At 57.5% G+C, this 12193-nt stretch carries 10 protein-coding genes and 1 pseudogene; 7 read left to right on the top strand and 4 right to left on the bottom strand.

Translation table 11 applies throughout. The features are described from left to right. The first annotated feature begins 4 nt into the window (after positions 1-4). The 3 genes from CU102_RS25055 (at position 5) to CU102_RS25045 (ending at position 4060) form a co-directional block, all read left to right on the top strand. A complete protein-coding gene (locus tag CU102_RS25055; RefSeq protein WP_106713793.1) occupies positions 5-2191 on the top strand; it encodes a type I secretion system permease/ATPase in 2187 nt (728 codons plus the stop codon). Continuing rightward, the gene (locus CU102_RS25050; protein ID WP_106713792.1) at positions 2188-3672 is read left to right on the top strand and encodes an HlyD family type I secretion periplasmic adaptor subunit; all 1485 of its coding nucleotides are present in this window, start codon (positions 2188-2190) and stop codon (positions 3670-3672) included. Before CU102_RS25055 ends, CU102_RS25050 begins: the two co-directional genes overlap by 4 nt. A gap of 100 nt (positions 3673-3772) precedes the next feature. Further along, positions 3773-4060, top strand: coding sequence for a hypothetical protein (locus CU102_RS25045; RefSeq protein ID WP_106713791.1), 288 nt, complete (start codon positions 3773-3775; stop codon positions 4058-4060). Positions 4061-4233: 173 nt separating this feature from the next. Here CU102_RS25045 and CU102_RS25040 read toward each other — a convergent pair whose 3' ends face one another. Beyond that, positions 4234-4470: a helix-turn-helix domain-containing protein gene (locus CU102_RS25040; RefSeq protein ID WP_208113902.1), complete on the bottom strand. Its 237-nt coding sequence runs from the start codon at positions 4468-4470 to the stop codon at positions 4234-4236. 154 nt (positions 4471-4624) lie between these two features. Between CU102_RS25040 and CU102_RS25035 the strand changes: the two genes are divergently transcribed. Together CU102_RS25035 and CU102_RS25030 are read left to right on the top strand one after the other, a co-directional pair. Then, positions 4625-5146, top strand: a complete 522-nt coding sequence (locus CU102_RS25035; RefSeq protein WP_133624740.1) for a hypothetical protein — start codon at positions 4625-4627, stop codon at positions 5144-5146. 12 nt (positions 5147-5158) lie between these two features. After that, positions 5159-5386: a helix-turn-helix domain-containing protein gene (locus CU102_RS25030; protein ID WP_106713753.1), complete on the top strand. Its 228-nt coding sequence runs from the start codon at positions 5159-5161 to the stop codon at positions 5384-5386. A 388-nt stretch (positions 5387-5774) separates the two neighbouring features. On the opposite strand, the gene CU102_RS25025 is transcribed toward CU102_RS25030, so the two are convergent. Both CU102_RS25025 and CU102_RS25020 read right to left on the bottom strand, forming a co-directional pair. Next, positions 5775-7049 carry a LysR substrate-binding domain-containing protein gene (locus CU102_RS25025; RefSeq protein WP_170115310.1) on the bottom strand — a complete coding sequence of 425 codons (1275 nt, stop codon included), beginning with the start codon at positions 7047-7049 and terminating at the stop codon, positions 5775-5777. Between the two features lie 690 nt (positions 7050-7739). Then, positions 7740-8585 carry an SHOCT domain-containing protein gene (locus CU102_RS25020; protein ID WP_106713788.1) on the bottom strand — a complete coding sequence of 282 codons (846 nt, stop codon included), beginning with the start codon at positions 8583-8585 and terminating at the stop codon, positions 7740-7742. A 224-nt stretch (positions 8586-8809) separates the two neighbouring features. Here CU102_RS25020 and CU102_RS25015 point away from each other — a divergent pair. Together CU102_RS25015 and CU102_RS31180 are read left to right on the top strand one after the other, a co-directional pair. Continuing rightward, positions 8810-9175: pseudogene (locus CU102_RS25015) on the top strand (DDE-type integrase/transposase/recombinase); the annotation flags it as partial. A 113-nt stretch (positions 9176-9288) separates the two neighbouring features. Next, on the top strand, positions 9289-9813 hold the full coding sequence (locus CU102_RS31180) for an RraA family protein (protein ID WP_425351598.1): 525 nt from the start codon (positions 9289-9291) through the stop codon (positions 9811-9813). A 331-nt stretch (positions 9814-10144) separates the two neighbouring features. Here CU102_RS31180 and CU102_RS25000 read toward each other — a convergent pair whose 3' ends face one another. Then, positions 10145-12070 (bottom strand): potassium transporter Kup, encoded by a 1926-nt coding sequence (locus CU102_RS25000; RefSeq protein WP_106713787.1) that lies wholly within the window; start codon positions 12068-12070, stop codon positions 10145-10147. Between the last annotated feature and the right edge of the window lie 123 nt (positions 12071-12193).

The raw sequence follows: 12193 nt of genomic DNA, 5'->3' as shown, positions 1-12193 counted from the left end.
AATTATGGATAGCATCGCGATCGATGTTGAAACTCCTGAGAGCGTCGGCCACGCGCCGGACGAAAAATTGCCTGACAGTGGGCTTGTCGCCCTCACGGCCATCGCCGGCTACTATCGCATTTCGGCGCGTGCCGAGACCCTGGCACGCGAATATGCTCTGAAGGGCTTTGCTGGACGCGAGGACATCCTGCGTGCGGCGAGTTCCATCGGTCTCAAATCCCGCATCATCGACGCCCGCAACGAGCAGCGCCTCAAAACCCTGCCAACACCGGCCATTGCCTGTCTCACCGACGGGACCTTCGCCATCTTTGGCGGAGCGGCAGGAGAGGGTACTTTCCGGCTCGTCAGTCCTGTCGATTTCAAGTCGAGGGATGTGGGTGCCACTGAACTACTGGAATTGACCGGCGGAAAATTCATCCTCGTCCAAAGGCGATTTAACGGTCCCGGTGCCTCCCGCGAGACTTTCGGCTTCAAATGGTTTTTGCCATCGATCTGGCGTTACCGCCGCTCCCTGGGGCACGTTCTCCTGGCCTCGCTATTCGTCCAGCTGTTTGCTTTGGTTACGCCGCTGTTCTTCCAGGTCGTCGTCGACAAAGTCCTGGCGCACCGCAGCTATTCGACCCTCATCGTGCTCGTCATCGGCCTTGCGACGGTCGGACTGTTCGATGTTTTCCTGCAATATTTGCGCACCTATGCGCTGTCGCACACCACCAACCGCATTGACGTTGAACTCGGACGCCGGCTGTTTCGCCATCTCCTTAATTTGCCGCTCAGCTATTTCGAGACACGGGCCGCCGGCCAGACCGTGGCGCGTGTACGCGAGCTCGAGACCATCCGTAATTTTCTGACGGGGCAGGGGTTGTTCTCCGGTCTCGATTTCATCTTCACCATCGTCTTCATCTTCGTGCTGTTCTGCTATTCGACAAAACTTGCCTGGATCGTCGTCGCCTCAGTGCCATTCTACCTCGCCATTGGCTTTCTTATCCGCCCGTTCCTGAAACTCCGTATCGATGAGAAATTCGATCGCGGTGCCTATAGCCAGCAATTGCTGGTCGAGACCGTGGTCGGGGTACAGACGCTCAAAGCCTCGGCCATCGAACCGGTCGTCGCCGCGCAGTGGGAGGAGCGATTGGCAGCCTATGTGCAGTCTTCGTTCGCGGCGACGATGCTGGCTGCCAAGGGGCAGAATGCCATCCAGTATGTCAGCAAGATCACCAGTGCTGCCCTGCTTCTGTTCGGCGCGCAGGCGGTCATCGATGGCGAACTCACGGTCGGCGCGCTGGTTGCCTTCAACATGATCGCCGGACAGGTGGCGCAGCCGATCCTGCGACTGTCGCAACTCTGGCAGGATTTTCAGCAGGTACAGGTTTCCGTTTCGCGCCTTGCCGACATTTTGAATGCGCCGCAGGAACCGCGCCCGGCGATTGCCGTCAGCCTGCCGGCACCGAACGGGGCCATCGAATTCAAGTCGGTGAATTTCCGCTATTCGCCGGATGGCCAGGACGTCCTGAAGGACATCACGCTTAGCGTCAAGCCGGGTGAGGTCATCGGGATTGTTGGCCCCTCGGGGTCGGGGAAATCGACACTGACCAAGCTTGTCCAGCGCTTTTATATCCCGAACAATGGCCAGGTGTTTATCGACGGGCAGGATATTGCCCAGGTGGACCCGGCCTGGCTGCGCGCCAGCATCGGCGTCGTCCTCCAGGAAAACATGCTGTTCAACCGGACGATCCACGACAATATCGTGCTGGGCAATCCGGCCATGTCGCGCGAAGCCGCCATCCGCATGGCCAAACTCTCCGGAGCCGACGAGTTTATCACCAAGCTGCCGCGCGGTTACGATACGCTGATCGAGGAGCGCGGTGCCAATCTCTCCGGGGGTCAGCGCCAGCGTCTCGCCATTGCCCGCGCGCTTGCCACCAACCCGCCCATTCTGATCCTCGATGAAGCAACAAGTGCGCTCGACTATGAGAGCGAGCGGATCATCCTTGCCAATATGCGCGAGATCGTGCGCGGGCGCACCGTCATCATCATCGCCCATCGTCTCGCCACGGTGCGTCACTGCAATCGCATTATCGGCATGAAGGACGGGCGTATCCTCGAAGAAGGAACGCACGACACACTGCTGGCACGTCCCGATGGACTTTATGCCCATCTCTGGAAACTCCAGACCGGGAGTGTAAGGGGATGAGCTCGACAACGGTTGCAGCGATCAAGGCAAAGGCATTGAAGGGGGCAGCGAAACGGCAGCGCGAGGACAACGCCTTTCTGCCGGCAGCTCTCGAAATTCTGGAGACTCCGGCATCGCCGGTCCGCACCGCCTTTATCTGGTTCATTTGTATCCTGGCGGCAAGTGCGCTGCTGTGGAGCTATCTTGGTACCTTCGACATTGTGGCGACGGCGCAGGGCAAGGTGCAGCCAACGGGACGGGTCAAGGTCATCCAGTCGATCGAGATCGGCAAGACACGATCGGTTCCAGTGGCGAACGGCATGGATGTCAAGGCAGGTGATGTCATCGTTGAACTGGACGACACCGAAATCAGGGCCGAGGAAACCGCTCTTGCCGCGAGCCTCGCGGCGTTCCGCGCCGAAGTCGTCCGCAGGGAAGCGGTGCTGTCCACGATAGCCGGCTGGCAAAGCAATGGCCTCCGGTCTCCTGATCCGGTAACCGAACGCCCGCTCGCCTTTACCGATGATATTCCAGATGCCATCCGCCGGCGTGAACAGCTCGTCTATCGGGCAGATCTTACCCAGCTGCGGTCATCACTGGACAATCTCGAGGCGCAGCGCCAGCAGCGCCAGACCGAGATCGACGGTTTGACCGAGACGATCGCCGCGCAAAAAGCCCTTGTCGTCACCCTTGCCGAGCGCGTCGCCATGCGCACCGAATTGATCCCGTCGGCAGCAGGATCGCGGGCGCAGGTCATTGATGCGCTGCAATCGCAGCAGGAGGCAGAAACCGGCCTGGTGACCCAGACCGGCCAGTTGGCAGCGGCGAAGGCCGCTCTCAATGTCGCAACCAGTGAGGCCACAAAGCTGGCAGACAGCTTTGTGGCCGACAATGTCCAGAAACAGTCGGATGCAGCCCGCCGTGTCGACGAACTGGAGCAGCAGCTGATCAAGGCAAGCAAACGCCGCCAGTCGATGACGATCAGAAGCCCGATCGACGGCACCGTTCAGGCCTCGGCTATCACCACCGTCGGCCAGGTGGTTTCGGCGGCGAGTGAATTGATGCGGATTGTTCCACGCGATGCTGCGCTCGAAATCGAGGCCTATCTTCCCAATCACGACATCGGCTTTGTCGCTGCCGGACAGCCGGCCGTCATCAAGGTCGAAGCGTTTCCGTTTACCCGTTACGGGACGATCGAGGGCCGCGTTGATCGGGTGGCAACTGACGCGATCCCCGAGCCGGACGCACAACAGCTGGAAGGGGCGGCGGCGAAGGAACTTGAAAGCATCATCCCCACCGGCAACGTCCAGCGCATGCAGAACCTTGTGTTCCCAATGACGGTCAAACCCGACACGACGCTGATCGAGGTGGATGGCAAGTCCATGCCGCTGTCACCCGGCATGGCGGTGACGGTCGAGGTCAAGACCGGCAAACGCCGCATCCTCGAATACCTGTTCTCGCCGCTTGCCGAGATTTCATCGCAGGCCATGCAGGAGCGATAAGATGTAACGGTCTTCGCCCGGCGCCGTCATTCTAACGTTACCGGCGAGGGCAGACCCCGTTCACCGCCAAGCGCCAAACATCCAATTCCGAGAGCTTAAGATGAACATACTTCAGCAACTGATCAAAGAGGCCTTGGACAGAGATCATACACTGCTCGTCTATTCCGAGGACATTAACAGGCCCCACTATCACGGTAGAGAGGCCAACAAAATCATCGAAACAATCCAGGCACGTGACGAAGTCAATGTGCTGATCCGCAATGGAGGTGGGCCTGATAACACCGTCGGCTGGCTCATGATTCTGCCGGGTCTGGCCGAAGGCGAGCAGATCACGGATTACAGCGGAGCCTGGATCCACGAGTGGCACATCTCCCGGGGGCTGGTGTAGAGGGCGGGCTCCAGATCACCAAGGCTGTGGCGTCCTTGAGTCTAAAGTGACAGCATGTGGGGCTTCAGGACGTCCACGGCGTCAGGCCAGCCTCCATATCTAGAAGCAAGACAGCCGCAATCTTTCTCGGGTTTTCTGAATCGCTCTCTTGAAGGCTTTCCAAGCTCGATGGACTAATTTCCGCCAGATAGACTAGACAGCCGCACGCCGGGCCCACCACCATTTTCCGGAATGAACTCGACGCCACCAGCTTCAAAGGCCCGACGAATTGCATCAATCGTCGAACTCTTCAACTGCTCGCCCCTCTCCAGACGCGCGATGGTATCCGGCGAAACTCCGGACTTTCGTGCGATGTCTCGCGTTCCCCAGCCTAGCGCTGCGCGCGCCATCTTGCATTGGACTGAATTCATTTCGTATCAGGGATACGATTTTGATTGATGTTTTGGTTCATCGGCCTTATCGTAACCTTGATACGAGTTTCTCGTTTCGCAAAAAGCGGCCGCACAAAGTGCTCACAACACCTCGCGCAGCCTGACCACAATCAAGCTGTTGGGAGCTCGGATCATGGGTGATTCTGAGAATAGCAGAACTTTGCCTCCAGTCACCCGGACATCACTGCAATCGACCTCGGTGGCTTGGCTTACGGCGCAAATCGCAGATGCTAGTCCGGCTGCCTCGGCAGGAAGCAACGATCGCGTTCTTTCCCTCTGGCTGCAATGGATGGCGGCTCACAGAACTGCCGAGCGACTTTGCCGAAGGCAGCAGCGCCTTGAGCGTCGTCTGGTCACGGCTATCGGCTTCCCTCGCGTTGAAATATTGGCAGCGGACATGGAGCGACCCGTCACGACGTTTGCGGCAAGCGATGTCGATTCCCTTCCTGGCAGGGGCGCTGGGACCGCCGACGCGCCAACACCGGCAAAACCCACCCGTCGTGCCCGCAAGCAGGTATGGGTGGTGATGGACAAACCGCGTCGCTTTATCGCCGACATCGTCGCGAAGCCTGATGCCGCTTTCTTCACCGATGCTTCAGGGCAGCATCGGACAAACGACAGAAAACTGGCGATGGCCCTGGCGAGCCGATCATGAATCCCGATCGCAATGGACACGTTCGACCCTCTTGCGCTGCGTAAGCTTCTCGCCCGCAATATGCGCATCCGCCAGGCAGAGCTTGCTATCTCGCAGGAAGAGGTTGCCCTGCGCACCGGACTGACCCAGGCCTATCTCAGCGGCATCGAACGGGAGAAGCGCAACATTTCCCTCGACACCATTCAAAAAATAGCCTTTGCCCTTGAAACAACGGGATCGGCGCTGCTCAACATGCGTTAGCGGCCCGATCGTCAAACAAAACGCCACCTCGCCAATGAGCCGGGTCGGCCTTTCGGCGGCGAATGCCGGTGGCGGCCGGATGTTCGGATCCCGTCAAGGCGATCAATGGAAATCGCTCATCCCGACATGCTCTGAAATGTGATTGTAGAATTCCAGGAACCAATCGGATTTGGCGGAAAATTCGCTCTTATCAGCATTTTCAAACGAACGGTTTCTCGCAGCCCCCGTAATTGTACATACACGCTCGGCGAAGTTGTGACTCGGGAGAATATTGGGCGGCTGGCGACATGAAGTGATATCGATTCCTGTGTTCGGCACAGTTTTGCCTGGCAATTCCAGCCGTCCCCTCTTTAAAAAACAACAGATCGCCGGCGATGAACGCACGCAATTAGACTACTGCCCGCGCCATGCCGCGCTTGACCTCTTCCAGAATCCATTCTCTGAACGCGTGAATCTTGCGCGAATTCTGGTGGTCCTCCGGATAGACGAGCCAAAAGCTAGACCCGATACCGGCGACGATACTAAATGGCTGGATCAAACGGCCGGTGGCGATCTCAGCGGCGAAGAAAGCGGGCGTCAGGATGGCGATACCTTGTCCCGCCATCGCGGCTTGGCTGATCGCCAGCTGCGTTTTGAGTTGAACCGACGGGCGAACTGCCGGTTCGGGGTTTGTGATACCAGAGAGTTTGAACCACTCTCTCCACCAGTCGTCACTGATGCTCCAGCTGAGCAGCGGCATCTGCAAGAGATCGATCGGGGCGGCGATGTTGCCGGCGCGGGCGAGGAACTCCGGGCTGCAGAGCGGCGTAAACTCGACCGGCATCAGCATATGCGACTTGAGACCGGGCCAATTGCCATGACCCTCGCGAATACCAACGTCGAAAGCCTCGTGCGCAAAGTCGACCACCCGGCCCATAATCTCGAGTCGCAAGGCCATGTCTGGATGCACTAGTTGGAAAGAACCCAGACGCGGCACCAGCCAATTGGTGGCGAAAGTCTCGGCTGCCGTGATCGACAGCACGCCTTGTGTCGCTTCGCTTGTCAGCACTCGATAGACATGCACAGGCTTGGCTATGTTCTTTACCCGTTGCTCCCCAAGATCCAGGTATTGCAATGGCAATTTTTGCTCAACATGCTCGTGAATATTGCCCGATAGGCATATGCCGCCAGGTTCAGCCAGCGTCTCTAAACGCACTGCCACGTTCACGCCAGCGCCATAGAGGTTGCTGCCGTCGACAATCACGTCACCGAGGTTGATGCCAATTCGAAATTTCATCTGGTGGCCCTCAGCTAAGTCGAGACGTCGTTCAGCTAGATCATTTTGGATGTCGATCGCGGCCCGCACAGCCTCGACAGGACTCGCGAACTCAGCCAACACGCTGTCGCCGGCGCCGGCAAAAATCCGGCCGCGATGCTTGGCGACAAGTCCTGCAATAGCGGTGTGGCAAGTACTGAACGCGGCGTGCGTACGCTCCTCATCGACCTCCATGAGGCGGCTGAATCCAACAACGTCGGCAGCAAGTATGACGGTTAAGCGGCGGTCCACAGCAAATCTTCGCCCTGCTCGGCAGAATAGGATCACGACAAGAGTTTCGCAAAATGTACGGTACTTTGGGCGAATAGAAAACAGGGGCGGCTCCATCGGGACCGACACCGCTTCCATGCAATGCATATTCATGGCGGGCCGTTTGCCAAAGCCCGCTGCGAGTGCAGCCTTGACCTGACCTGGCCCAGGCTATGCCATGTCAGGCAATCATCAGGCGCAATCCGACCGGCTACATCACCACGGATCGAAACAAACGCAAGTTTTTCGGCGATTGTTAACGCGATGGAGCCGAGCACACATTAGAGACATACCCTGACTAACTGCAGCGCGACGAATATTCAGCTAACTGCGCGGTTCTTTAAATATGCTCAGCGATGATGTTCTCGTTCTGTGCCTCGAAAATCGCATAATGTCTCGTCTGGAACTGCACCCTCAGAATGCCGCATTCTGTAGGTCCGCGGTTCGATTCCGCTCAAGGCGGACTAACGCAGCGGGCCTTGCTGCTCATCAGTTTCTGCACCCTCCCTATCAGGTCATCGAGAACGGCATTTGAGAAATGGTATCCGGGCATGGCAAACGACGTTCATCAGAACGATCATTGCAAGATTGCTGCGTAATGCCCCCCCACTTTTTTATGGTCCCCTGTTACGCGATCGAGAGACGCAGGATGGAATGGGTTTCAATGAGCGAGCGCGAACTCAATCGGATTGTGGTTTTGTCGGAGGTCATTGACGGTCGTCATCGCCCGGCGCGGCTCGATGGAAAGCCTCCATTCACCTCCGTGTGGCAAGCCCCGTTCATCGGATGCTATAGTCGGCTGAGCAACTCCGACTTCTTGGCCGCGAATTCCTGATCCGTGAGAACGCCTTTCGCATGAAGTGCCGTGAGGCGTTCGATCTTGTCGAAGATGTCCTCATCCGACCGAAGCGCCTCCGGTGCTGGACGTGCCGCTTGTTGTGGCTCGGCGGATTCCGGCACGGACGATGCGAATATCGACGGCGCAGCCGTGGCGGCGGATGTTCCGGTAGCCGGCGCGTCCGCCGGTTCCTTGCCGCCCTGCCGTACCACATCCAGTTCCGAAATTTTCACCAGCCCATACTGAGAGGTAAAGCTCAGCGACTGGTCGCCGCTTTGCTGTTGCGAGAACCCGCCAATGCGATGGTCCTTCGTGTCATAGACCGTAACCCGGCCGCCGATATCGATCGCCAGCCGTCGGGTTGTCGGGAAAAAGGCATAGCGCAGGTCATTCTGCGCCCCGGTCGAGGCAGGATGCCCAAACTCCTCGGGCCACCAGTTCACAGCCGACAACGTGCCAGGCACGAACAGGCTGACGCCGCCGCCCTGACCTTGATTCTGGGACTGGTGCGACGTCTGCGGGCCCAGAAAATCCATGCCGCGCACCAAGTCCGCAAGCTCGGAACAAATCCCGGCCGCGTTCGCCTTCAGCGCATTGTTGAACATGTCGCCGACCATGATCATGCCACCCTGCGACCATTGCCCCATCCCACCCAGATCGGGATGGTTGAACTGGGCCTGTGTCGCCTGCCCGGCGATAATCGCCATCAGAAGGTGCTCCACCGCGCCGAAGCTGACCCCGTACCGCTCTGCAATCCCTCCCAGGGTTCGTCGGCCCTCTTCACTGAGTTGTCTCATCGTGATCGCCCTTGCCTGATAAGATTGCGGGCACGCCGCACCACGCCGGCGCATCCGTTGCAAGTGATTTAGCACGCGCCGCGGGGATGTCACGTTAATTCAGTATAGTGCTTTTGTCGGTTCTCCACGCCGTTTCGCAATCCGCTAAATACCTGATTTCATTGTCGTGAGATTTTCTGCTTGACGAGTAGAAGGCAGTATTCCCCATTAACGTGACATTCCGGGCCGCGAAGCGGTTCATCCGCAAACTACTCACAGCCAACGGATTTGCACCCCGTGTCATGGTCACAGACAAGCTGAAGTCATATGCGGCGGCCAATAGGCAGATCGGACTGACGGTCTGCGATCATCGCCAGCATAAGGGATTGAACAATCGAGCAGAGAATTCGCATCAGCCGACACGACGACGCGAGCGGATCTTGAAGCGCTTTAAATCGGCGCGGCACCTTCAACGGTTTGTGTCCATTCATGATCCAATTGCCAACCTTCACCACATTCCCCGCAACAAATTCACTTCATCAGCTCACCGCCAACTTCGTCAGGCTGCCATGCACGCATGGCGCGAAGTCGCATGCCTCAAAAACGCTTAATCGTGAGATCAAAGACCGAAACGGATCTCAACGAAAGTTAAGGTAACAGTACCGACAACCCTCGTTCTTGCTACGCCTTTGTCAAAGTTTGCAACGGAACCCCAACGTTTGCATTGCATCATTTGCCGCTATATTGCTCGGCGTCGCGGGCATGGAGGCCGGCGTGGGCTGTAGAGCGGCTGGCCGAGGGTGTCCCAACATCGCCGCGCTGGCGTCGTCGGTCAGCGAGTGGAGAAAGTTATTGCAGGCATGTTTCAGTCCGGTCCATCGCTGTTCATCCAACGCCATTTCCCGGAAGTCTTTCGGAAAGTCCGGTTCGCGACAGCGAGGAACTGAGCGCGGGTTCGTTTCCTGTTTTTGCCGCCGGCGTCACTCACCGCGGGCCTTACAAAGACGGGCCGGGCGAAGTGAATGTACCCATTGCCATAAATGGTATGGTGATCCAACCGGGTGATCTGGTCTGCGGTGATGCCGACGGAGTGGTATCTGTACCATTCGGGTCGGTAGAAGAACTGTTTACCGCAGCGACAAAGAAACACGCGGCGGAGACGCGCCAGATGGAAGCGATCAAAACGGGCAATAATGATCGTGCTTGGGTCGACGCCACTTTGGAACGCTTGGGATGCTTCATAGAGTAATTGGTAGCGTCCAAATCCTTCATATCCTGGGCGGACATTTGCGACTCACCGCTTTCAGCTTGGGACATGCGAACGATGCTCCGTGTTTGCCTGAGCGAAAGTTTCCAATCTTAGATCGCCAGAGCGAGGCGGCCGTAGCGCATGATCTCGTTCTGGATTTCAGCGACAAGCCTGTCGAGCACGGGGTTCCTAGCTTTGCGGGCATGGCGCACGACATAGGCGAGGCAAGGGGAACCAGCATCTCTGACCGAAAATGACGCTGGCTAAGCAACTGATGAGATTCATTTTGCGTCTTGCGAGCAGGTTTGGCCGAGCCCGGCCCGACGGATAGCTAGATATTAACTTGCGTGCCGATTTCCACGACGCGGCCTGTTGGAATCTGGAAATATTCCGTGGCATCACTGGCTGTGTGCGCCAAAGCGATGAACAGCCGGTCCTGCCAATAGGGCATTTCGGAGCGGGCTGCCGCTTTTAACGAACGGCGTGACAGGAAGAAGGACGTTGTCATGATGTCGAACTTCCAGCCTTGCTTGCGGCAGATCGCCAGCGCGCGGGGGATGTTGGGCTGTTCCATGTAGCCAAACGTCAGTGTCACACGCACAAACAGATCATTGATGGGCTCAATCCGTGCACGCTCGCTCTTTTTAACAAAGGGCGAAGGTGCCGTAACGATGGTCAGGATGACGTTCTTTTCATGCACGACTTTGTAATGCTTCAGGCTGTGCAAGAGGGCACCCGGTGTGCTTGTTGGATCCGCGGTCAGGAAGACTGCAGTACCCGGAACCAGGGTTGGGGGATTTTGTGCCATCTTGTTGGCGATCAGATCGAGCGGCACTTCGTCCTTTCGAACCTTCGCCGATAGCTGACGGCTTCCCCTTACCCAGGTGAACATAACGACCACGATAACGATTGCGACAAGCAAGGATGCCCAGCCACCATCTATCACCTTGATCAGATTCGCGCTGACGAAGGTAATATCGATGATCAGAAAGCCTGCCGTTACCAGCACGGAAACCCACAAGGGCCATTTCCAGATCCGGCTCATCACAATGAACAGCAATGTCGTTGTAACCAGCATATTGCCCGTGACCGCAATACCATAGGCCGCCCCAAGATTTGTCGAGCGCTCAAAGCCCACCACCAGGAGGATGACAATAAGCCCGAGCAGAAAATTCACCCGGGGCAGATAGACCTGTGCCGATTGTTTTTCCGAGGTGTGTTCGATGGTCAGTCGCGGCAGGAGATTGAGCTGCACCGCCTGCCGCGAAAGTGAATAGGCCCCGGAAATAACCGCCTGGCTGGCGATAACCGTTGCCGCTGTTGCCAAAAGCACCATGGGCAGCAATGCCCATGGTGGGAACATTTCGAAGAATGGGTTCTTGGCCGCTTCTGCGTGGGCGAGAACGAACGCGCCCTGGCCGAAATAGTTCAAAAGCAGGCAGGGAAAAACAATCCACATCCATGCGGTAACGATCGGCCGACGACCAAAATGGCCAAGATCCGCATAAAGCGCTTCCGCCCCTGTCACGGCGAGAAACACGGTGCCGATCGTTACAAAGGCGGTGCCTGGGTTGCGCACGACATAATCAAACCCGTAATAGGGGTTGACCGAGGCGAGGATGCTCAGATCATCGAATAGATGCCAGAGGCCGAAACATCCGAGGGCCAGAAACCAGAGCAACGTGATCGGCCCGAAAACGATTGCCATGCGCGCCGTGCCAAAGCGTTGCACGGCAAACAGTGTCAGCAAAATCACGAGGGTAATCGGGACAATATAGGGGCCAAGCGCCGGCGCGACGACCTCAAGTCCTTCGACCGCCGAAAGCACCGACATCGCAGGCGTGATGACAGCGTCCCCGTAGAACAGCGATGCGCCAATAATGCCGATGCTCAGGATGAGAGTGGGCCGGGTTTTATAGCTGGCCCTCGCCAAGGCCATCAGAGAAAGAATGCCGCCTTCGCCGTCATTGTCGGCACGCAGAACAAACAGCACATACTTGATGGTCACGATCAGCGTCAGTGCCCAAAAGATCATGGAAACGATGCCTAGCACGTCAGCCCGGATCAAACCGCCGTCGGATGAGGCGGTATGAATTGCTTCGCGGAAGGCATAGATTGGACTTGTCCCGATGTCGCCATAGACGACGCCAAGTGCACCGATCAACAGAACTGGAAATGTCTCCCTGTGATGGGCACCTTCTTCAGCCGCGGCGGAACCGGCAATACCGTCATCATCACCGATTTGCTGTTCACTCATAAAAAAATCTCTTGTTCAAATCCGCGTTGAGGTAGGGACGATCCCGGTGAAGAGGATGCTCATTTGCGCAACCTCACACCTGCGCCACCTTCCACCAACTCTCCATCGTTGAGGAGAGCTATC

The organism is Phyllobacterium brassicacearum (genome assembly GCF_003010955.1).
GTDB classification, from domain to species: Bacteria; Pseudomonadota; Alphaproteobacteria; order Rhizobiales; family Rhizobiaceae; genus Phyllobacterium; species Phyllobacterium brassicacearum.
This window is presented reverse-complemented; position numbering and strand designations above follow the sequence as displayed.